At 39.9% G+C, this 19,041-nt stretch carries 24 protein-coding genes, 1 tRNA gene and 1 pseudogene; 14 read left to right on the top strand and 12 right to left on the bottom strand.

All coding sequences use genetic code 11. From position 1 onward, the window contains the following. Position 1: 1 nt before the first annotated feature. Together HMPREF1115_RS03115 and HMPREF1115_RS03110 are read right to left on the bottom strand one after the other, a co-directional pair. On the bottom strand, positions 2 to 1,063 hold the full coding sequence (locus HMPREF1115_RS03115; protein ID WP_000719508.1) for a site-2 protease family protein: 1,062 nt from the start codon (positions 1,061 to 1,063) through the stop codon (positions 2 to 4). An 18-nt stretch (positions 1,064 to 1,081) separates the two neighbouring features. Continuing rightward, a complete protein-coding gene (locus tag HMPREF1115_RS03110) occupies positions 1,082 to 1,552 on the bottom strand; it encodes a DUF3013 family protein (protein WP_000257129.1) in 471 nt (156 codons plus the stop codon). A gap of 115 nt (positions 1,553 to 1,667) precedes the next feature. On the opposite strand from HMPREF1115_RS03110, the gene HMPREF1115_RS03105 reads away from it, so the two are divergent. From HMPREF1115_RS03105 to HMPREF1115_RS03080, 6 genes are all read left to right on the top strand, one after another. Further along, positions 1,668 to 2,939, top strand: a complete 1,272-nt coding sequence (locus tag HMPREF1115_RS03105; protein WP_001113177.1) for a replication-associated recombination protein A — start codon at positions 1,668 to 1,670, stop codon at positions 2,937 to 2,939. A 264-nt stretch (positions 2,940 to 3,203) separates the two neighbouring features. Further along, positions 3,204 to 3,276 (top strand) — tRNA-Lys (locus HMPREF1115_RS03100). Between the two features lie 233 nt (positions 3,277 to 3,509). Next, positions 3,510 to 3,941, top strand: coding sequence for an Rrf2 family transcriptional regulator (locus HMPREF1115_RS03095; protein ID WP_000379851.1), 432 nt, complete (start codon positions 3,510 to 3,512; stop codon positions 3,939 to 3,941). A gap of 77 nt (positions 3,942 to 4,018) precedes the next feature. Further along, on the top strand, positions 4,019 to 5,023 hold the full coding sequence (locus HMPREF1115_RS03090; protein ID WP_000861519.1) for an NADP-dependent oxidoreductase: 1,005 nt from the start codon (positions 4,019 to 4,021) through the stop codon (positions 5,021 to 5,023). A 14-nt stretch (positions 5,024 to 5,037) separates the two neighbouring features. Further along, the gene (locus HMPREF1115_RS03085) at positions 5,038 to 5,874 is read left to right on the top strand and encodes an alpha/beta fold hydrolase (RefSeq protein ID WP_002881895.1); all 837 of its coding nucleotides are present in this window, start codon (positions 5,038 to 5,040) and stop codon (positions 5,872 to 5,874) included. A 1-nt stretch (position 5,875) separates the two neighbouring features. Beyond that, positions 5,876 to 6,742, top strand: a complete 867-nt coding sequence (locus tag HMPREF1115_RS03080) for an SDR family NAD(P)-dependent oxidoreductase (RefSeq protein WP_000241139.1) — start codon at positions 5,876 to 5,878, stop codon at positions 6,740 to 6,742. A 137-nt stretch (positions 6,743 to 6,879) separates the two neighbouring features. On the opposite strand, the gene HMPREF1115_RS03075 is transcribed toward HMPREF1115_RS03080, so the two are convergent. Then, a complete protein-coding gene (locus tag HMPREF1115_RS03075) occupies positions 6,880 to 8,361 on the bottom strand; it encodes a M protein trans-acting positive regulator PRD domain-containing protein (protein ID WP_001205291.1) in 1,482 nt (493 codons plus the stop codon). Positions 8,362 to 8,657: 296 nt separating this feature from the next. Between HMPREF1115_RS03075 and HMPREF1115_RS03070 the strand changes: the two genes are divergently transcribed. The 5 genes from HMPREF1115_RS03070 to HMPREF1115_RS03050 all read left to right on the top strand — a co-directional run bounded on the left by HMPREF1115_RS03070 (position 8,658) and on the right by HMPREF1115_RS03050 (position 10,579). Continuing rightward, entirely contained in the window at positions 8,658 to 8,894 is a 237-nt protein-coding gene (locus HMPREF1115_RS03070; protein ID WP_000964741.1) for a GlsB/YeaQ/YmgE family stress response membrane protein, read from the top strand. Positions 8,895 to 8,993: 99 nt separating this feature from the next. Beyond that, positions 8,994 to 9,557: an alkaline shock response membrane anchor protein AmaP gene (amaP, locus tag HMPREF1115_RS03065; RefSeq protein ID WP_000045618.1), complete on the top strand. Its 564-nt coding sequence runs from the start codon at positions 8,994 to 8,996 to the stop codon at positions 9,555 to 9,557. A 10-nt stretch (positions 9,558 to 9,567) separates the two neighbouring features. After that, positions 9,568 to 9,738, top strand: coding sequence for a DUF2273 domain-containing protein (locus HMPREF1115_RS03060; protein WP_000454668.1), 171 nt, complete (start codon positions 9,568 to 9,570; stop codon positions 9,736 to 9,738). A gap of 11 nt (positions 9,739 to 9,749) precedes the next feature. Then, the gene (locus tag HMPREF1115_RS03055) at positions 9,750 to 10,334 is read left to right on the top strand and encodes an Asp23/Gls24 family envelope stress response protein (protein ID WP_000072931.1); all 585 of its coding nucleotides are present in this window, start codon (positions 9,750 to 9,752) and stop codon (positions 10,332 to 10,334) included. 41 nt (positions 10,335 to 10,375) lie between these two features. Continuing rightward, a complete protein-coding gene (locus HMPREF1115_RS03050; RefSeq protein ID WP_000102421.1) occupies positions 10,376 to 10,579 on the top strand; it encodes a CsbD family protein in 204 nt (67 codons plus the stop codon). Positions 10,580 to 10,797: 218 nt separating this feature from the next. Here the strand turns inward: HMPREF1115_RS03050 and HMPREF1115_RS03045 are convergent, their stop codons facing one another. The 3 genes from HMPREF1115_RS03045 to HMPREF1115_RS03035 form a co-directional block, all read right to left on the bottom strand. Further along, positions 10,798 to 11,319, bottom strand: a complete 522-nt coding sequence (locus HMPREF1115_RS03045; RefSeq protein ID WP_000493733.1) for a hypothetical protein — start codon at positions 11,317 to 11,319, stop codon at positions 10,798 to 10,800. A 69-nt stretch (positions 11,320 to 11,388) separates the two neighbouring features. Continuing rightward, positions 11,389 to 11,913: a hypothetical protein gene (locus HMPREF1115_RS03040; RefSeq protein ID WP_000089609.1), complete on the bottom strand. Its 525-nt coding sequence runs from the start codon at positions 11,911 to 11,913 to the stop codon at positions 11,389 to 11,391. A gap of 103 nt (positions 11,914 to 12,016) precedes the next feature. Then, the gene (locus HMPREF1115_RS03035; protein WP_000973464.1) at positions 12,017 to 12,472 is read right to left on the bottom strand and encodes a GNAT family N-acetyltransferase; all 456 of its coding nucleotides are present in this window, start codon (positions 12,470 to 12,472) and stop codon (positions 12,017 to 12,019) included. A gap of 69 nt (positions 12,473 to 12,541) precedes the next feature. Here HMPREF1115_RS03035 and HMPREF1115_RS03030 point away from each other — a divergent pair, with 69 nt between their 5' ends. Next, complete coding sequence (locus tag HMPREF1115_RS03030; protein ID WP_000566516.1) at positions 12,542 to 13,204, top strand: prepilin peptidase; 663 nt, start codon at positions 12,542 to 12,544, stop codon at positions 13,202 to 13,204. Here HMPREF1115_RS03030 and HMPREF1115_RS03025 read toward each other — a convergent pair. After that, complete coding sequence (locus HMPREF1115_RS03025) at positions 13,193 to 13,648, bottom strand: effector binding domain-containing protein (protein WP_000682686.1); 456 nt, start codon at positions 13,646 to 13,648, stop codon at positions 13,193 to 13,195. The genes HMPREF1115_RS03030 and HMPREF1115_RS03025 overlap by 12 nt on opposite strands. Before the next feature lie 78 nt (positions 13,649 to 13,726). On the opposite strand from HMPREF1115_RS03025, the gene HMPREF1115_RS03020 reads away from it, so the two are divergent. Beyond that, positions 13,727 to 14,626 (top strand): helix-turn-helix transcriptional regulator, encoded by a 900-nt coding sequence (locus HMPREF1115_RS03020; protein WP_000687278.1) that lies wholly within the window; start codon positions 13,727 to 13,729, stop codon positions 14,624 to 14,626. A gap of 31 nt (positions 14,627 to 14,657) precedes the next feature. Continuing rightward, positions 14,658 to 14,744, top strand: a pseudogene (locus HMPREF1115_RS12370) (prepilin peptidase); the annotation flags it as partial. On the opposite strand, the gene trpA reads toward HMPREF1115_RS12370, so the two are convergent. From trpA to trpD, 5 genes are read right to left on the bottom strand one after another with little or no spacing between them, the layout of a single operon-like run. Beyond that, positions 14,716 to 15,492: a tryptophan synthase subunit alpha gene (gene trpA, locus HMPREF1115_RS03015; protein WP_000047738.1), complete on the bottom strand. Its 777-nt coding sequence runs from the start codon at positions 15,490 to 15,492 to the stop codon at positions 14,716 to 14,718. The pseudogene HMPREF1115_RS12370 and the gene trpA overlap by 29 nt on opposite strands. Next, positions 15,485 to 16,708, bottom strand: coding sequence for a tryptophan synthase subunit beta (gene trpB / locus HMPREF1115_RS03010; protein ID WP_000331280.1), 1,224 nt, complete (start codon positions 16,706 to 16,708; stop codon positions 15,485 to 15,487). Before trpB ends, trpA begins: the two co-directional genes overlap by 8 nt. Then, complete coding sequence (locus tag HMPREF1115_RS03005; protein WP_000169880.1) at positions 16,686 to 17,285, bottom strand: phosphoribosylanthranilate isomerase; 600 nt, start codon at positions 17,283 to 17,285, stop codon at positions 16,686 to 16,688. Before HMPREF1115_RS03005 ends, trpB begins: the two co-directional genes overlap by 23 nt. Further along, a complete protein-coding gene (gene trpC / locus HMPREF1115_RS03000) occupies positions 17,272 to 18,039 on the bottom strand; it encodes an indole-3-glycerol phosphate synthase TrpC (protein ID WP_000076568.1) in 768 nt (255 codons plus the stop codon). The genes HMPREF1115_RS03005 and trpC overlap by 14 nt, the downstream gene beginning before the upstream one ends. Continuing rightward, positions 18,036 to 19,040, bottom strand: a complete 1,005-nt coding sequence (trpD, locus tag HMPREF1115_RS02995; protein WP_000658694.1) for an anthranilate phosphoribosyltransferase — start codon at positions 19,038 to 19,040, stop codon at positions 18,036 to 18,038. Before trpD ends, trpC begins: the two co-directional genes overlap by 4 nt. Position 19,041: the final 1 nt, after the last annotated feature.

The following is a 19,041-nucleotide window of genomic DNA, read 5'->3' as shown; positions in this document are numbered from 1 at the left end:
ATCAGACTCCTTCGGATAATTCTTTCTCCAACTCTGCTAACCAGTTTTCATAATAACGTTTCTCATCCTGCACCAAACGGCTAGTCACCATGTTTTTTCTAGCAATTTTTATAGCCTTGTCAGTCTGATCCATATCTTTCTTTACCAGAAATTGATACCAGGCTTGCATTATCTGCGTATCTGCCATTTTTAGAGATAAGAAGGACTTGACTCCTCGATTGCTTGCATATTCCTCTGCTTTCTCATAATCTCCTTCTAGCAAGGCAATTTGAAGAAGGTATAATTGAGAAATCGTTTTAGACATTGGATTATCTGTTTTCTCTAGCAAAGACTGAAACTGTCGCTTAGCAAGTTCTATATTATCATCCAATATGAATACCAAGCCCTGAAGGGTCTGAACACTTTCTGCAAAACTCCCTCTCACATCCTCAGCAACAGGCACGATAAAGTCTTTCAAATCATATTCTTGAGGAGCTAGCAAGGTCTGGGCAGAATGCCTCAACACCGAATAAGCGTATTTCCTATTTTCAGGCTGTTGTAGCAATTCCCAAATTTTCGCTCCATCGGTAATCCCAACTGGCTTTGCATTGATGAGAAGAAAAGATAGATTTAGACAAATCCAAGTAGCTGCAAAATACCAGTTAGCTGTCAAAAATCCATACAATATCGCCAATAAAATCAAGCTAAGATGAACTATCAAGCCGCCTGCAAGCATCAGGATGATTCTTTGGTCGCTTTCATCTTCTTTCAATCCAATATACTGAGCACCAACATTTTTGAGAACAGCTGTTCGACTAAGAGAAAACTTTCCTGACTTTTTGGTCAGAAGAAAATTCCCTAATCCAAAAGCCACCAGTCGATAGCCAGTCAGGTAACCGCAAAATGCGTGTCCCAGCTCATGAAGGATAAATATCAGATAGATGCTGAAGAAAGTAAATAGGTAACCTAGAACAAAGACAAACGAAAAGTCTAACTCTTTAAAGGCAATTGTCCCAAAAGCAAATCCTAGCATCAAAAAAACAAAGGACAGACCAGAGATAAAAGACAAACCTATTTTCTTCATATACTTCCTCACTAGTTTCTAATACCTCGGATAAGGATAAAACTCCCCTTCCTCCAAGCCAACTTTTCCTTCTTCAAAGACTTCTTGGTTCCATTCCATGACAAATTCTTCTGCTTCTGGGTCTTCCAAAAAGTCCATAAGGGCATCTAGTCCAACCTCTGCAGTGTCCTTGAGGAATAGAGCAAAATAAGCTAAAAATTCACGAGAAAATCCTTTTTTAGGTAGGTAAGGGATGACTGCCAAATAGTCTTCCTCATTGACAGTTGACTTAGCAGGGTTGTAAAAGAGCACCGCTTCCTCAAAGAGGATATCGTCCGATGACACCTCTCCGTCTTCATCCAGCATCTCCACTCCCGTAGCATTTTGCGCTTCCAACAAAAAACTCACTTCAACCGCATGATTGCGCTTGTCCCAACTAATCTCAAAGTCAAAGGGAAAGTTCTTCTCCAACTCTTCCTCTAAAACATCTAAAAATCCGTATGTTGCCATTTTGTCCTCTTTCTATGCGACTCTTTAATCGCCCCGATTGCTCGGAAATATGCTAAAATAGATACTACCATCTTACCACATATACATCAGAAAATCCATGTTAGAAAGGACTGCTATGCCAGACAATCTCGCGCTTCGCATGCGCCCTAAAATCATCGACCAGGTCATCGGTCAAGAGCATCTGGTAGGACCTGGAAAAATTATCCGTCGTATGGTGGAAGCAAATCGTCTGTCTTCCATGATTCTCTACGGACCTCCAGGTATCGGCAAGACCAGTATCGCCTCTGCCATCGCTGGAACGACCAAGTATGCCTTTCGGACCTTCAATGCCACTGTTGATAGTAAAAAACGTCTCCAAGAAATCGCTGAAGAGGCTAAATTCTCAGGTGGCCTTGTACTGCTACTAGACGAGATTCATCGTCTCGATAAAACCAAGCAAGACTTTCTTCTGCCACTCTTGGAAAGTGGTCTGGTCATCATGATTGGTGCTACGACTGAAAATCCCTTCTTTTCTGTCACTCCTGCCATCCGTAGCCGTGTTCAGATTTTTGAGTTGGAACCTCTGTCTAACCAAGATGTCAAAGGAGCGATTCAGATAGCTCTATCTGACCCTGAGCGTGGTTTTGATTTTCCAGTTGAGCTAGATGAGGAGGCGCTGGATTTCATCGCAACTTCTACAAACGGAGATTTGCGTTCTGCCTTCAACTCACTTGACTTGGCTGTTCTTTCTACTCCCGAAAATGACAAGGGCATCCGCCATATCACTCTTGATATCATGGAAAATAGCCTGCAGCGGAGCTACATTACCATGGATAAGGATGGAGATGGACACTATGATGTCCTCTCAGCCCTGCAAAAATCCATCCGTGGCTCGGATGTGGATGCTAGTCTCCACTATGCTGCCCGCTTGATTGAGGCTGGTGATTTGCCTAGTCTAGCGCGCCGCTTGACCGTTATCGCCTATGAAGATATCGGTTTGGCCAATCCTGAAGCCCAGATTCATACCGTAACTGCTCTAGATGCTGCACAAAAGATTGGTTTCCCAGAAGCTCGTATTCTCATTGCCAATGTCGTGATTGATTTGGCCCTTTCTCCAAAATCCAACTCAGCCTATGTGGCTATGGATAAAGCTCTTACCGACCTCAAAACATCAGGTCATTTGCCTATTCCCCGACACCTGCGTGATGGTCACTACAGTGGAAGCAAGGAACTGGGGAACGCTCAAAACTATCTCTACCCCCATAGCTATCCTGGACACTGGGTCAAACAAGATTACTTGCCAGAAAAAATTCGAGATCATCACTACTTCTCTCCAGAAGATACTGGCAAGTACGAACGGGCCTTAGCTCAACGCAAGGAAACCATTGATAAATTAAGAAACTTGTGAAATCCTTTTCAAAAAAAATAATTTTTCCTCTTGAATTTTTTTAAAAAAGTGGTATCATATAAATATAGAAACGCTGTGGTGTACGACTTCACACTTAAGTGTTGACCGACTATTTTTTGTATTATTAGGGAAACAAAAGTCTTCTAACAGCATGTAGGCCGTCTCACACGGAAACAGCTTCAGTTAGAGCGAGTTGCCCACCTGCTTAATTGCGCGGGTTCAATACAAACCGTGAAGTTTCGGCACCAATACAGCTTTTTATTTGCCTTCTTAGCTCAGTTGGTAGAGCAGTAGACTCTTAATCTATGGGTCGCAGGTTCGAGCCCTGCAGGGGGCATCTAAATACAACAGGAAAAGCCTTGATTTCAAGGCTTTTTTTGTATCCTCCCTACTTTTATTCTACCAAAAGATTGTCAAGAAATAATCTTGCGAACGCCTTTTCCAGACATCTCTAATCTGATTACACTCTTCAAAAAATTATTCAAAATTAAAAACAAAAGTCTTGCTTTTCTTTTTATTTATGTTATACTTGTTATCGTATCTGATACAGGTTTATGAAAAGGAGTTCAGATGGATACAAAATTCTCAGTTGCTTTGCATATCTTAACAATGATTAGTGAAAGCAAGGAAACCTTAAGTTCTCAAGCACTGGCTGAGAGCGTTGGGACCAATGCTAGTTACATTCGAAAAGTGATTGCCTTATTGAAAAATGCTGGACTAATCCAGTCTCATCAAGGAAAAACGGGCTACCAACTTAGTAAATCGCCAAAGGACATCACCTTACTTAACATTTATTTTGCAACACAAGAAGTCAGCCACATCAGCTTATTTCCCGTTCACCAAAATAGCAATCCTGATTGCCCAGTTGGAAAACATATCCAAGGAGCAGTTTCACCGCTTTTCGCTAGTGCCGAATCTCAATTAGAGAAGGAATTAGCAAATCAAACTTTAGAAGATGTCATTGACAATCTTTATAAAGATGCCAAACAAAAACGAAACTGATTTGCATGCAGATCAGTTTTAAAAAGACTATACTTGTATCTTTATCAGATACAACAAAAAATAGAAAAGAGAAGACAATGAAAGTCGCACAACACACTACTTATAACAAAAACAATATCACACTGAACATCACAGAAGTCGCTAAACCAAGTATTACAGACAAACAAGTCTTGGTCAAAGTCACCGCAGCTGGTGTTAATCCTCTGGATAACATGATCTCTCGTGGTGAGGTTAAAATGATTGTTCCTTACAAACTTCCTCAAACTGCTGGTAATGAAGTGGTCGGTATCATTGAAGAGACAGGTAGACAAGTCAAAAATCTCAAAGTAGGAGACCGTGTCTTTGGACGTCTGCCACTTGACCATATCGGCGCTTTTGCAGAATACGTTGCTGTCGATAGTCAGTCTCCAGCCAAGGTTCCAGACTATCTATCAGACGAGGAAGCTGCTGCGGTACCTTTGACTGCCTTGACTATCATGCAAGCCTTAGAACTCATGGGCGCTCAAGCTGGGAAAACAATCTTTATTTCTGGTGGTACTGGAGGTGTCGGTGGAATGGCCATTCCGATTGCCAAGGCTAAAGGTTTGACAGTCATCACCAATGGAGCTGGAGATAGTGCTGAGCGTGTATTGACCCTAGGAGCAGATCGCTTTATCGATTACAAAACAGAGGATTATACAAAAACTGTCAACGAAGTGGATTATGTCCTCGATACTCTCGGTGGTGCAGAAACTGAAAAACAAATGTCTATCATGAAAAAAGGTGGTCATCTTGTCTCACTTCGTGCCATGCCAAACGGTACTTTTGCCAAACGCATGAATCTACCAAAATGGAAACAGATGATTATTGGCTTAGCCGGTCGCAAATTTGATAAGATGGCTGACAAATACGGCGTTCACTACCACTTTATCTTTGTAGAAAGCAATGGCGCTCAATTACAAGAGGTAGCTGACCTCTTTAGCAAATTAGAAATCAAACCCTCTATCGATACAGTCTATCCATTTGAAGAAGCGAATAGCGCCTTAGACAAGGTAGCTAATGGTCGCTCACGTGGAAAAACAGTCCTCAGCTTTAAGAAATAAAAATGGAAAACACAATGTCATATCTTACAACTAAAAATCAATACATCACTGTCCAAGAAAACCAAATCGCCTATCGCGAACTCAGCAAAGGCAAATCAAAACTACCTCTTCTGATGCTGGTCCATTTGGCAGCAACTCTCGATAACTGGGATCCAAGACTATTAGACTTGATTGCTGAAAAACACCATGTCATTGTAGTCAATCTTCCTGGTGTTGGAGCCAGTCAAGGCAAAGTGGCGCCAACCATTCCTAGAATGGCTGAGCAGACAATTGACTTTGTAAAAGCGCTTGGTTACGATAAAATCAATCTTCTTGGCCTTTCTATGGGAGGTATGATTGCCCAAGAAATCATCCGAATAAATCCTACTCTAGTCAATCGTTTAATCTTGGCTGGAACAGGTCCTCGAGGTGGAAAAGAGGTCGATAAAGTTACAGGGAAAACCTTTAACTATATGTTTAAAGCGGGACTCCAGCGCATCGATCCTAAACGCTATATCTTCTATAATCATGATGAACAAGGGAAAATCGAAGCTTTGAAAGTCCTAGGACGAATGGGTATGAGAACAAAGGAATTTGCGGATAAAGACATGAGTGTGCCTGGTTTCCTAACTCAACTCAAAGCTATTAAACGTTGGGGGAAAGATCCTCAAGACGACCTAACATTTATCACTCAACCAACCTTAATCGTCAACGGGGACAAGGATATACAGGTTCCAACAGAAAATTCCTATGACATGCATGAAAAAATCGAAAATAGTAAGCTAATTATCTATCCAAACGCAGGGCACGGTTCGATTTTCCAATATGTAGACGAATTTTCAAAAGAACTCATTGCTTTCTTGGAGGACTAATATGGTCAAAACGATTCTGATTACAGGTGCTACTGATGGTATCGGTAAGCATTTGGCAAAGAAACTGGCCAGCCAAGGGCATCAGGTCATCCTTCATGGTCGCAATCCTCAAAAACTTGAGCTGGCGCTTCAAGAGGTTCGAACAGTTTCCTTGAGAGGCAGAGTTTCTAGCTACCTTGCAGAGTTTTCAAAATTAGACGATGTTTATCGTTTTGCGGAGGTAATCAAGCAAGACTTTCAAAGTATCGATGTCTTATTTAACAATGCAGGACTTTATGGAGTAAAAGAACGGAAAGCAAGTGCTGAAAATATCGAATTGACTTTTATGTTATCCGTTCTCATTCCCTATATGTTAACAACTGAGCTAAGCCCCTTGTTAGAAAAAGCGCCTGACGGTCGTATCATTAATACCTCCTCCTATATGCATCATTTTGCCAAGGTCAAGGATTTGGACTTTGGATTTGAGAACAATTATAATCCCGGATTGGCCTATAATAATTCTAAACTTTACACTATTTGGATGACACGCTATCTAGCCAGAGAGTTCTTCTTAAGTGGTTCAAACATCACCATCAATTCTTACCATCCAGGTTTGATTTCAACCAATTTGGGGAACGATTCCAGTGATGAAAAAACGAAAAAGTCTCTCTTTGGCCGCTTGATGAAGTCTCTTTCAAAAGATCTAGACGAGGGAATCGAAACAGGCTACTATCTCACATTGTCAGAAGAGATTAGGGGATTGACTGGCTACTATTTTGATGAAAAGAAAGTGAAGTCAGCTTCTGAAAAAGGATATACTTTTGAGAAAGCACAAGCTTTAATAGCTTACTGTGACGATAAAATCAAATTGTTTCAAACCAAACGGTGAGTAGCCTGACTCTATTTTCCTTTAATGACTAAGTAAAGGTACTTCAAAACTAGTTGATTCTCAATGTAAAAGTTCGTGTAAGGAAAGAAACATCAACAGAAAAAGCCTTGGAATCAAGGCTTTTTTATTATTCTTAGTTACTCGTCTAATCGAATAAACATCATTGCGTTAAGCAAAGAGATGAGAGCGACTGTATTGACATTATTGGAATAGATCAGTCTCTTATTTTCAATCGGCGGAATAATAAAATTAGAAATAATGATGTCGTAAGGTGATTCTTTTAGAGCATCAAGGGATAACTCTAATTCACTCCAAACTTCCAGTTCAAAATTGTTACTGCAATAGTAAGCAAGTGTCTCAGCTACTGATTTTGCATGATACTGATCAAAATTACTCATGACCAAAACCTTTAATTTCGGTTGATTTTGTAAAAGATTTAGCACCAAGTGTTTGCTGTGAGTGATAAACGTATAGGTCAAATGATTGACCTTCATTGAACTACGATCCATATCCAAAGCCTCTAGATAGTGTTCAATCCCTTCCTTCACCTCTGAAACAAAGCGAGGGAAAATATTTTGAAAGTTCTTGATTGTATTACCTTTTTGATCAAATAGGATAAACTCTGTCGATAATTCCTGACGATGCAGATGTGCTGTATTATGCAGATGCCAAATCAGATTGTCCTTATTGTCTACTTGGAGATTATACTCTCTTGATACCTGATCTACTAGTTCGCCCAATAACTGATACGATTTTTTTACATAGCTGTCTGTTTTTGCATGGTTCAGAAACACTTCTTCATCTATGAAAAACATTTTTTGAAAATAGGATACAAACAGTTGACCTATCACTTCTTTATTCAGAGAGATATGATATTCAGAATCAAAGCTCGCTACAATCTCGTTGATTCCTTCTGCCTGCATAAACGATTCCAACAATTGATTGTTAAAAGAGTCTCTCTCAACTTCCATGAAATGACCAAACTTTATGCGATATAAATTTGTAACCAGAAGTAATTTTAACATTCTATGAGTTGATAAATTCATCGGGAAAGAAGTTGCTTTATAGACTAATTCCAATAATTGAGACAAGGGTTCTTGAGAAAAATCTTCAAAGGGCCATTCAAGGAAATAATATTTCTCTGAAAAATACTGGGCAAAAAAGTAACGGATATCAATCTCATTTCCAGTGATTCGAACTGGATTGAGGCTAATTTCAAAACGATATTGTTTCTTAATAATTTTATTAATATGACTGATGATACGATAAAGAGAGGAAGAACTGATATAAAACTCTTTGCAAATACTATCAGTATCACATCCTTCATTAAAGAAGACAAATTCTAAAATTGAAAAGTGGGTTGAATGCTTAAAAAAATGATGATAGACCATCTCAATATCACTATCATCGGTATTAATGATACGGATGCCGTTTGTTGAGGAATGAAATATCAAGTCAGGAAAAGAAGATCTGACATGGGACAAGTCATCTTTTACAGAACGTTCTGCACAGTGCAATAATTCTGCTAGTTCTGAAATATGAAACCAGCGTTTGTTTTCAAACAGTAATTCTAATAATTCTAATTGTCTGTGACTTTTTTTCGATAATAAATCTCTCATGAATAGCTTTTCTCTCTTTATAATAAACTAAAGGATTGTCTTTCAATCTTCATGCAATTATACCACATGGAGTGCATTTATCCTCTTACAACGACTTTTGCTTGTCATAAAAAGACTAGTCTAATCCCTTAGAAACCCAGTAGCATCAATATTTTCTTATTTATTTGTATCTAAAGTGCATTTTTACGGTACGTAATTCAAGACAAACTATTATGTTTCCAAGTTGAGATAGTATATAATTAGTTCAATCAAAGAAATTGACTCTTTGATTTAGAAATAGAAAAGGAGGATACACTATGTTGTGGTCCATTATTGTAGGAGGTCTTATTGGTCTCATCGCAGGTGCAATCACTAAAAAAGGTGGTTCAATGGGATTGATTGCAAATATCTTTGCAGGTCTTATCGGTTCGTCTGTAGGGCAATCACTTCTAGGAAGCTGGGGACCTTCATTGGCTGGAATGGCTATTATTCCATCAATCGTTGGTGCTGTGATTGTTGTTGCAGTCGTTTCATTTCTATTTGGTAAAAAATAAGCATTACCTAATAAGAAATTAAAAGTGATAAGCCATAATTTTGAATACTGTAGACGGGTAAAATTATGATTTAAAGCTTTTCATTTGAAAGGATTTAATATGTCAAAATCAAAGAAAATATTGTTACTTATTTTCTGTATCTTAATCTTGACTATTTTCCTTCCTATTCTCATAGATTATCATCAGGTCAGTGATTTAGATATCCACTTATTCAGTTGGAGAGAACTCTACGCTGAATTCCTGATTGCTAGATATGTCTTTTGGGGGACACTTGTCCTATCTGTTTTAGTTTTACTTTCAATGTTAGTGATACTCTTTTATCCTAAACAATATCTAGAGATTCAATTAGAAACTCAAGAAGATACATTAAAACTAAAAAATTCAGCTATCGAAGGCTTTGTTCGATGTTTGGTCATTGATCATCAGTTGATGAAAGAACCAACGGTCCATGTAAATAGCCGCAAAAATAAATGTTTCGTTACTGTTGAAGGGAAAATTCTTCCTTCAGACAACATCTCAAATCGATGTCTAGTCATTCAGAATGAAATAACTCATGGATTAAAGCAGTTCTTTGGTATTGAACGTGAGGTAAAACTTGAAGTTAAAGTTAAAGAATATGAACCTCAAAAAACGACCAAAAAGACTGTTAGTCGTGTAAAGTAAGGAAGTAAAAATGGAATGGTTTAAAAAATATCAGTATCCAATTATTGCAGGTTTAGTAGGTGTCATTCTCGCTTGCTTTATCTTATCCTTTGGCTTTTTCAAAACACTATTTGTACTAATTTGTGGAGCCTTAGGGGCATTTGCAGGATACTATGTTAAGGAAAAATTTTTAAATAAATAAAGGAGTCTCGTATGTCAAACGTAGATAAAAATGTAGAAAAAAAAGATGTTGCTGTTGTTTCTCAAGATGTTAAAGGAGAACTCACTTATGAGGATAAAGTCATCCAAAAAATCATTGGTCTTTCACTTGAAAAAGTACCTGGACTTTTGGATGTGGATGGAGGATTCTTCTCTAATCTAACAGAAAAAATTATCAATACAGATAATGTCACTCATGGTGTCAATGTTGAAGTTGGGAAAGAACAAGTTGCAGTTGATTTGAACATTGTTGTTGAATACCAAAAGAATGTTCCAGCTTTGTACAAAGAAATCAAAGATGTTGTCGTATCACAAGTTACAAAAATGACTGATCTAGAAGTTGTTGAAGTCAATGTGAATGTTGTTGATATCAAAACGAAGGAACAGCATGAAGCAGATTCAGTTAGCCTTCAAGACCGAGTAACTGACGTGGCTTCTTCAACAGGAGAATTTGCTTCAGAACAATTTGAAAAAGTGAAATCTGGTATCGGTTCAGGTGTTGCTGCTGTTCAAGAAAAAGTAGGCGAAGGTGTTGAAGCCGTTAAGGGCGAAGCAAAGGAAAATGCTCGCGTACACTAATTCATCTGGTCTAAATCAATCAATTTAAAGGAGGCAGAATCATGTCAACAGAAGAAAAATTAAACCAAGCAAAAGGTTCCATTAAAGAAGGTGTCGGCAAAATGATCGGCGATGAAAAAATGGAAAAAGAAGGAACAGCTGAAAAAGTTGTTTCTAAAGTAAAAGAAGTTGCTGAAGATGCTAAAGATGCTGTCGAAGGCGCTATTGAAGGTGTTAAAAACATGCTTCACAAAGATGAAAAATAAGGCTAAAAGTTAGCTGACCTTTTCATCTATAGTAGTCAAAAAGAGGACCGTAAATGTCCTCTTTTTTTGTAGATCGGATTCTAAACACGCTTCCCAATTTTCGTTAAAAGAAATTTTTAATAGGAAAAGCTCTGGTTTCAGGGCTTTTTTACTTGTTTAAAATAATAGCTCCCTTTTAAAGAAAGAAAATTGAAAAGCTTGCACACTACTAGACTAGCTTATTTATCCACCACTTGAGCCTCAAATTGGGCTGGTTGGTTGTCTACATTGGTAATGGTGATCGTGTAGGGTTTGTTATTGGTGGCATCAAATACTTTTTCACCTTGGTAACTCACAACAACTCCATCTTTTTCTAAATAAATATCTGCTTGGTTGTTTGGAAGTTCTTCATCCTCCTTGTCGAAACCATGGCTTTTTATAATTTTTTGTCCCTCTACTTCATAGTAAACATCACCATTACTCTCACTCCAAACACTAGAGCCAGTTAATTTAATTTTACTTGAATCGTTTTTCTTCAAGATGAAGAGTGAATAGTATTCCAAATCTTGTGTTCTGGGATTTACTCTTAAGTTGACAGATTGACCTGGTTGAAGAGTGTATTTGCCATAGTTCAAAACTGAAAAGACAAACCAGACTAGCAGCAAACTATACAAGACTCCTATAATCATTCGTGAGCGTCTACTCTTAAACAAACGTAAAAGTAACACTAAAGAGACAATAAAAAGCAATTCTGTAAACATTTTATCCCCCCTTTCTCATCATCGTTGACATTCTGCACAGAGTCTCGCATCCATTTCTCACTAGTAACATCAACCATACAAAGTCTGATACATCTTATCTAGAAAAGCTTTCAACTCTTTTCGAACAATCTTTAACAGGCGTTCTTCTTCGGCTTGAGAGATAGTCACACTTTCTTTATTTTGATTACTAATATAAGAATAGTATCTACGTTTTAGGGTTAATTGATGATCTAAAATATAGTAGGCATTTATTTTTTCCTCATTTACCATTGTTTCAAATAAAACCGAGACTTCATCCCTTCTAGGATTCGACATTTTCAAATCAATGTCTCCTTTTATCCCTATGGAGTCAATTCCTCCATCCAAGCGGATGGCACCGTCGGGAGGAACAATATAGCCTGCTTTTCGCATGTCAGACGCATATTTTCCTGACGCTGTTAAATGTTTTAAGACGGCAATAGTGTCCTTTTCTTCAAAGGAAGTCTTTAATTGGAAGCGTTCTTGGTGGCTTTGATACTGAGAATAAAGAGTGATACCAACAACTAAGGCAAGTACAGAAGCGAGCAAGATTCGTATTTTTCTAGGTCTCGACATGTTTATCTCCTCTATCTAAGAAATCATAGAAGTCTTGTTTCTAACTTTGAAAGATAACTTCTTTATCCTTGAAAATCCTTGGGACTCTAGTCCCCCGTGACTGTTATCTGCCCTTTTTCATGATGTATTTTCGTATAGGTACTTCAACCATTTGAACGATTTCAAATCCTTCTTTTTGGTAAAGCTTGTAAGCTGTTTGATTTGCCTCATAGACATTTAGAGAAATAGTATCTATGTCATCATTTTCAAAGGCCAAACTAACAAATTTCCTTAAAGCCTGGCCACCTAAGCCTTGCCCCTGTTTCTGGGGGTTGATAAAAAATCTCCCGATATGAAGATTCCTGTCTTCTAGCCTGATTTTCTGGATAAGCCCCACAAACTCTTGTCCATCAAAGATTGAAAAGATTCTTTCCAAATCTTGCAAGACTGGAATTGTCAAGGGAAAAGGAATCATTGTTCCCATCCATTGTTCTTGAAAAGCTTTGCCAAGGGAGTTGGACCATTGGCATACGTGCTGAGCATTTTCTGTGCTCATATTTTCTTCAAAACGAATCATCATCTTGACCTCACCATCTTATCTATGTTTCTTTATTATACTACTTCTCCTATTTTTTACGAATAGATAAGTATGATTGATCTTTATTTTTTTCTCGTCGGGAGCATTCTCGCTTCCTTTCTCGGTTTAGTCATTGACCGTTTTCCTGAGCAATCCATTATTCGACCAGCTAGTCACTGCGATTCCTGTCAGACTCGCTTGCGTCCTTTAGATTTGATTCCGATTATCTCTCAAGTAATTAGTCGCTTTCGCTGTCGCTACTGCAAGGTCCGCTATCCTGTTTGGTATGCTCTCTTTGAATTGAGCTTGGGATTCCTCTTTCTGTCTTGGTCTTGGGGCTGGCTTTCCTTAGGTCAAGTCATCCTCATCACTGCTGGTTTGACCTTGGGAATCTATGACTTTCGCCATCAGGAGTATCCCTTACTGGTCTGGATGATTTTCCACCTAATCCTCATGGCCTGCTCTGGTTGGAATCTGGTCATGTTCTTCTTCCTTGCCCTCACAATCATGGCTCATTTTATCGACATCCGTATTGGAGCGGGAGATTTTCTCTTTCTAGCTTCTTGTGCTCTCGTCTTTAGTGTGACCGAATTACTCATCTTGATTCAGTTTGCTTCTGCGACGGGAATCCTAGCTTTTCTCCTGCAAAATAAAAAGGAAAGACTTCCTTTTGTTCCTTTCCTCTTACTTGCTGCGACTATAATAATTTTCTATCAGTTCTTATTAGTTTGTTGAATTGGGAACCCAAAGCTCAACTTCTGCATCCATGGGATTACCGTTTAAAAGTATTTCTAAGATAATTCCATCATTGTAAAGCGAACTATATTCTCCCTCAAAAAAGTTATCCTCCAATTTATCAAACAAGAGTCTTGATTTATCACCACTGGCTGAGCTTACTAAATAATCTTTCTCTGGGACAAGAATGCTTTCGTAACCTGCCACAGCATTATTTGCCGCAACTCCTGCGTAGTATTGTATACCATCTTTATGAGGAACTATCAAAGCATAGCCTCTTTTATCTAGAGAATGGGGCATCAATTTTCCTAGCATTCCTTCTTTAAATAACCGAGTATAGAATGCCGTTTTCTCTTTAGAATAGTGATGTTCATGAACTGTAGTTCCTTCTATCAAAATACTCTTGCCAACTAAGGTAAACGATGGTTTAGTTTGATGTTTCATTATATGAACTCCTTTCTTTATGGTATAATCATAACAAAGGTAATATGACAACTATCTGTCATATTTAAGGAGAAAATTATGAAAATCGACCGTCAAATGGGGATTATTTCTCATTTAGTAAATAAACGAAAAACAACAGCTAAAGAATTATCAGAACTTTTTAAAGTCAGCACACGAACTATTATGAGAGATATTGATGATTTATCTCTTGCAGGCATTCCTCTCTATGTAATGAAAGGAAAAAATGGAGGCATTTTTCTTATGGAAGACTTCCAAACTGACAAACCTCCCCTGACCCAATCCGAACGGCTTTCGATCGAATCTGGTTTAAAAAGCCGTTATCAAGTATTGGAAGATGCCTCTACTTTCAATGCTATATTGAAATTAAATGCTACCAATACATACTCTGATTTCGAAATTGATTTATCTCTATCTCAAGGGAACTTGGAAATACGAACTTTGATTTTTAAGTTATTGGAAGCTATCAGAGGTAGAGTAAAAATAAAATTTTCCTATATTAATTCACAAGGACTGGTGAGTCAAAAAAATTGTGAACCTTACCGTATTGTCTATAAGGACCGGAGTTGGTATATGGATGCCTACGATACTGATAAAGCGCGTTTTTCTGTTTTTAAAGTTGCTAGAATTAGTGAACTTACTCTCTCCGATACTTTTTCAAAAAGACATTTTACACCACTTCCCTATGATGGTGGTGCTTGGATGAATGAAAACAAAGTACCTGTCATCCTGCATGTCCAGAAAATTATTCTTGATCGATTTGTGGAACTCTTAGGCTATAATGCCATAAAACCTATTAATAGCGATATTTACGAGATTACTTATCCGTTAAACGACAATGATTGGGGATACAATACCTTGCTTGCTTTTGGAAAATACATCACTGTTATATCTCCTAAGCATTTCCTGAAACATTTCACCAACTATATAGATACCATTCATAAGCAATACCCAAACTAATATTCAACTGTCATTCATGAACTTATACCCTCAAAAGAAAAAGGAAAGACTTCCTTTCGTGCCTTTCCTCTTACTTGCTACTTGTTTGATTATTTTTGGTAAGCTACTGCTTGTTTGATAAAGTCCTCAATTGGCTCTCCTTGGTGGAGAGCTTTTACAATTTTCGAACCGACGATAACGCCATCTGACACCGCATTGAAACGTTCTACATCGGCTTGACTAGATACACCAAAACCTGTCAAGACTGGGATGTCAGCTACTTGATGCAATTGTGCCAAGTGCTTGTCCAAGTCTGCACGGTAATTTCCTGACCTCCCTGTCACCCCATTGATGGCAACGGCATAGACAAATCCCTCAGCTCCCTTGATTAACTCTTTTTGGCGCTCGAGTCCTGTGGTCAAACTAACTAGGGGAATCAAGGCGATATCTGTGTCTGCCAAAAAGGGCTCTACAAAGTTGGCATGCTCATGAGGCAGGTCTGGGATAATCAAGCCCTTAACTGCTGTATCTGCCAGATCTTTGACAAATTTCTCCACTCCGTACTGAAAGAGGGGGTTGAAGTAGGTCATGATGACAAGCGGAACTTCTGTTTGAATGGTTTTCAAGGTTTCAACCAAAGCCTGGGTAGAAGTTCCATGAGCTAGACTGCGCAAGCCTGCTTCTTCGATTACAGGTCCATCTGCAACAGGGTCTGAAAAGGGAATACCCACTTCAATAGCAGAAACACCCAAATCTTCTAAAAAGTGGATTGTTTCAGCGAGACCATCCAAACCTTTCTCATGGTCTCCAGCCATGATATAGGGAACGAAAATTCCTTTTCCTGCTGCTTTGATAGCGTTCAATTTTTCTGTTAGTGTCTTAGACATGGGCTTCTCCCTTCTTTGCTGCATCTGCTTCCAAGCGGTCTTTGACTTGAACCACATCCTTGTCCCCACGACCAGATAGGCAGACAATCATAGACTTGTCTGGACCAAGTTCTTTGGCCAATTTCACCGCGAAGGCAATGGCATGGCTAGATTCCAAGGCTGGGATAATCCCTTCCACGCGAGACAAGAGTTTGAATCCTTCCAAGGCTTCCTCGTCCGTCACAGGAACATAGCTGGCACGTTTGATATCGTGGTAGTGTGAATGTTCTGGACCGATACCAGGATAGTCCAAACCTGCTGAGATAGAGAAGGCTTCAAGAATTTGACCATGAGCGTCTTGGAGCACATCCATGAGAGAACCGTGAAGGACACCTGGACGACCCTTGGTCAAGGTAGCTGCGTGGTGCTCCGTATCCACACCTAGTCCTGCTGCTTCAGCTCCATACATAGCCACTGACTCGTCTTCCACAAATGGATGGAAAAGGCCGATGGCATTCGAACCACCACCAACACAGGCTACTAGGGCATCTGGCAAATCTTGACTTGTCAAGTCACGGTACTGTTGTTTAGCCTCTCGACCAATGACACTTTGGAAGTCACGAACGATTTCTGGGAAAGGATGAGGTCCCAAGGCAGAACCAAGGATATAGTGGGTATCATCGATATTCGCTACCCAAGAACGAAGGGCTGCATTGACCGCATCCTTAAGCACGCGCGAACCATCTGTCACAGCCTCAACCTTAGCTCCTAAAAGCTCCATACGGAACACATTAAGTGCTTGGCGTTTAACATCTTCCTCACCCATGTAAATGGTACATTCCATGTTGAAGAGGGATGCAGCTGTTGCAGTTGCCACACCGTGCTGACCAGCACCAGTTTCTGCGATAATTTTCTTCTTGCCCATGCGTTTAGCGAGGAGAACTTGTCCTAAGGCATTGTTAATCTTGTGGGCGCCTGTATGGTTGAGGTCTTCACGTTTGAGATAAATCTTGGCTCCGCCGATATGCTGGGTCAGGTTTTTTGCATAGTAAAGGGGAGTTTCACGTCCTACATACTGGCGCAAAAGTTGGTTTAACTCCTCTTGGAAACTTGGATCTGCCTGACTTTCACGATAAGCTTTTTCCAGCTCCAAAACTGCTGTCATCAATGTTTCTGGGACGAAACGTCCGCCGAATTTTCCGTAAAATCCATCTTTATTTGGTTCTTGATATGCCATGCTTTACCCTCTCTATAAATCTTCTAATCTTTTCATGATCTTTTTGTCCATCTGTCTCCACTCCACTCGATACATCTACTGCATAGGGAGTAAAGTGTTGAATTGCTTTTGCTACATTGTCTTCCTTAAGGCCACCTGCGATAAAGAAGGGCTGAGCTAGTCCTGTCGTATCCAGTTGACCCCAGTCAAAGGTCTGGCCACTCCCAGCAACAGGGGCATCAAAGAGTAGATAATCTGCCTGAGAATTTGGCACATGACCATTTCTATCCACTTGCACCGCCTGAATGCTGGCACAAGGTAAATCCTCAAACAAATCATCCGCTACCTGACCATGAACTTGAACCAAGTCCAAGCCAACCTTTTCAATCGCTTCTAACAGTTGAGCTCGACTTGGTGAAACAAATACTCCAACCTTATTTATATTTGAAGGGATGAGATTAGCCAGCTCAGCAGCCTGATCCAAGGTCACCTGTCTTTTACTGGGTGCGAAGACAAAACCGATGTAGTCTGCCCCTGCTGAAACGGCTGTTTCCACCGCTTCTTTGGTTGATAATCCACAAATCTTAACCTTTGTCAATCTGCAACTCCTTGATTCTTTGAGCCACATCCTCTGCCTGCATAAGAGCTGTCCCTACTAAAATTCCATTAAAGGATGATGCTAGTCGTTCCGCATCCTGCCCTGTGAAAATAGCAGATTCAGAAATGTAATAGTGACCTTTCTTAAAGTGCTGGGCCAAGTCTACACTGATCTGCAAGTCGACTTCAAAGGTGGTTAAGTTGCGGTTGTTAACTCCAATAATCTCAGCACCCAGTCTGTGGGCTACTTCTAGTTCAGCTAGATTGTGGGTTTCCACCAAGACTTCCAGACCAAGCTCTGTCGCGTAATCATACAGTTCCTTGAGACGTTCTTCGGACAAGGCGGCCACAATGAGCAAGATGACTGTCGCACCTGCATTGCGAGCGCGGACGATTTGCTTTTCATCGATGATAAAGTCCTTGTTGAGCGTCGGAATGTTTACCTGACTGGAAATCTCACGCAAATAATCCAAATGCCCTTTAAAGAAAATCTCATCTGTCAAAACCGATATCATCACTGCACCATTCGCTTCATAAGTCTGGGCCTGTTGCACAATATCCACATCGAGATTGATATCTCCCAGACTAGGGCTAGCTTTCTTGACTTCAGCAATTACCTGTAAACGGTCACGGTGATTCTTCAAAAATTCTGCCAAGCGATAGGTCTGGCGCAAGGGCTGGATTTCCTCCAGCTCCATCTGCTTGACCTCACGCACCTTCTGCTCTAAGATTCGTGCTAAAAATTCCTGACTCATTTTTGGTACTCCTGTAACAGTCTGAGTTTTTCAAGGGCCTTGCCACTAGCAATCACTTGACGGGCCAAGGCAACTCCTTCCTTGATACTAGCTACCTTACCATTAGCATAGAAACCAAGACCAGCATTTAGAACTGTCGTTTCCAAGAATGGGCTTGGTTCGTTTTTAAGAACACTAAGCAAAATTTCTGCATTTTCCTGAGCATTCCCTCCACGGATATCTTCGATAGCGTAGCCTTCCATCCCCAAATCCTCTGGAGTGAAGCTTGACAAGGTGATTTCGCCATTTTCAAGAAGAGCAATATTGGTTGTTCCGTTCAAGCCAGCTTCATCAAGCCCTTCTGGTCCAGCAACCACAATAGCACGTTTGCGACCCATATTTTTCAATACCTGAGCTGTACTTTCTAGAAGTTCTGGACGACTAATTCCAAGAAGCTGTGTTTCCAAGGCCATTGGGTGAATCAGGGGACCAGTCAAGTTCATAATCGTTGGAATTCCCAACTCCAAACGAGCTGGCATGATGTATTTCATAGCTGGGTGCATATTTTTTGCAAAGAGAAAAACGATTCCAGTTTTATCGAAAACCTTACCTAGTTCAGCTGGTTTGAGGTCTAGATTGATACCCAAGGCTTGAAGGACATCTGCCGAACCCGATTTAGAAGAAATCGAGCGGTTACCGTGCTTGGCCATATGAATGCCACCACCAGCCAAGACAAAGGCTGCAGTTGTGGAAATGTTAAAACTGAAGGACTTGTCCCCACCTGTACCACAGTTGTCCATGGCGTCATGGATCTCTGTCGGTATGTGTTGGGCATGTCCTCTCATGACTTGTGCAATGGCTGTGCGTTCTTCCGGTGTTTCCCCCTTCATCTTAAGGGCCAATAGGAGAGAAGCAATCTGCGCTTCAGTTACACGCCCAGTTACGATACGCTCAATGACATCCGTCATTTCCACACCTGATAAATTTTCAAATTTTGCTAGTTTTTCAATAATCTCTTTCATC

It is taken from the genome of Streptococcus oralis SK610, assembly GCF_000257455.1.
Classification (GTDB): domain Bacteria; phylum Bacillota; class Bacilli; order Lactobacillales; family Streptococcaceae; genus Streptococcus; species Streptococcus oralis_CB.
The sequence above is the reverse complement of the archived record's forward strand: the minus strand, read 5'-3'. Positions and strand labels throughout refer to the sequence as shown.

Excerpts from the sequence above, each read along its gene's own strand:
- HMPREF1115_RS03115 (WP_000719508.1), bottom strand. The coding sequence starts at position 1,063 with ATGAAGAAAATAGGTTTGTCTTTTATCTCTGGTCTGTCCTTTGTTTTT.
- HMPREF1115_RS03110 (WP_000257129.1), bottom strand. The coding sequence starts at position 1,552 with ATGGCAACATACGGATTTTTAGATGTTTTAGAGGAAGAGTTGGAGAAG.
- HMPREF1115_RS03105 (WP_001113177.1), top strand. The coding sequence starts at position 1,668 with ATGCCAGACAATCTCGCGCTTCGCATGCGCCCTAAAATCATCGACCAG.
- HMPREF1115_RS03095 (WP_000379851.1), top strand. The coding sequence starts at position 3,510 with ATGGATACAAAATTCTCAGTTGCTTTGCATATCTTAACAATGATTAGT.
- HMPREF1115_RS03090 (WP_000861519.1), top strand. The coding sequence starts at position 4,019 with ATGAAAGTCGCACAACACACTACTTATAACAAAAACAATATCACACTG.
- HMPREF1115_RS03085 (WP_002881895.1), top strand. The coding sequence starts at position 5,038 with ATGTCATATCTTACAACTAAAAATCAATACATCACTGTCCAAGAAAAC.
- HMPREF1115_RS03080 (WP_000241139.1), top strand. The coding sequence starts at position 5,876 with ATGGTCAAAACGATTCTGATTACAGGTGCTACTGATGGTATCGGTAAG.
- HMPREF1115_RS03075 (WP_001205291.1), bottom strand. The coding sequence starts at position 8,361 with ATGAGAGATTTATTATCGAAAAAAAGTCACAGACAATTAGAATTATTA.
- HMPREF1115_RS03070 (WP_000964741.1), top strand. The coding sequence starts at position 8,658 with ATGTTGTGGTCCATTATTGTAGGAGGTCTTATTGGTCTCATCGCAGGT.
- amaP (WP_000045618.1), top strand. The coding sequence starts at position 8,994 with ATGTCAAAATCAAAGAAAATATTGTTACTTATTTTCTGTATCTTAATC.
- HMPREF1115_RS03060 (WP_000454668.1), top strand. The coding sequence starts at position 9,568 with ATGGAATGGTTTAAAAAATATCAGTATCCAATTATTGCAGGTTTAGTA.
- HMPREF1115_RS03055 (WP_000072931.1), top strand. The coding sequence starts at position 9,750 with ATGTCAAACGTAGATAAAAATGTAGAAAAAAAAGATGTTGCTGTTGTT.
- HMPREF1115_RS03050 (WP_000102421.1), top strand. The coding sequence starts at position 10,376 with ATGTCAACAGAAGAAAAATTAAACCAAGCAAAAGGTTCCATTAAAGAA.
- HMPREF1115_RS03045 (WP_000493733.1), bottom strand. The coding sequence starts at position 11,319 with ATGTTTACAGAATTGCTTTTTATTGTCTCTTTAGTGTTACTTTTACGT.
- HMPREF1115_RS03040 (WP_000089609.1), bottom strand. The coding sequence starts at position 11,913 with ATGTCGAGACCTAGAAAAATACGAATCTTGCTCGCTTCTGTACTTGCC.
- HMPREF1115_RS03035 (WP_000973464.1), bottom strand. The coding sequence starts at position 12,472 with ATGATGATTCGTTTTGAAGAAAATATGAGCACAGAAAATGCTCAGCAC.
- HMPREF1115_RS03030 (WP_000566516.1), top strand. The coding sequence starts at position 12,542 with ATGATTGATCTTTATTTTTTTCTCGTCGGGAGCATTCTCGCTTCCTTT.
- HMPREF1115_RS03025 (WP_000682686.1), bottom strand. The coding sequence starts at position 13,648 with ATGAAACATCAAACTAAACCATCGTTTACCTTAGTTGGCAAGAGTATT.
- HMPREF1115_RS03020 (WP_000687278.1), top strand. The coding sequence starts at position 13,727 with ATGAAAATCGACCGTCAAATGGGGATTATTTCTCATTTAGTAAATAAA.
- trpA (WP_000047738.1), bottom strand. The coding sequence starts at position 15,492 with ATGTCTAAGACACTAACAGAAAAATTGAACGCTATCAAAGCAGCAGGA.
- trpB (WP_000331280.1), bottom strand. The coding sequence starts at position 16,708 with ATGGCATATCAAGAACCAAATAAAGATGGATTTTACGGAAAATTCGGC.
- trpC (WP_000076568.1), bottom strand. The coding sequence starts at position 18,039 with ATGAGTCAGGAATTTTTAGCACGAATCTTAGAGCAGAAGGTGCGTGAG.
- trpD (WP_000658694.1), bottom strand. The coding sequence starts at position 19,040 with ATGAAAGAGATTATTGAAAAACTAGCAAAATTTGAAAATTTATCAGGT.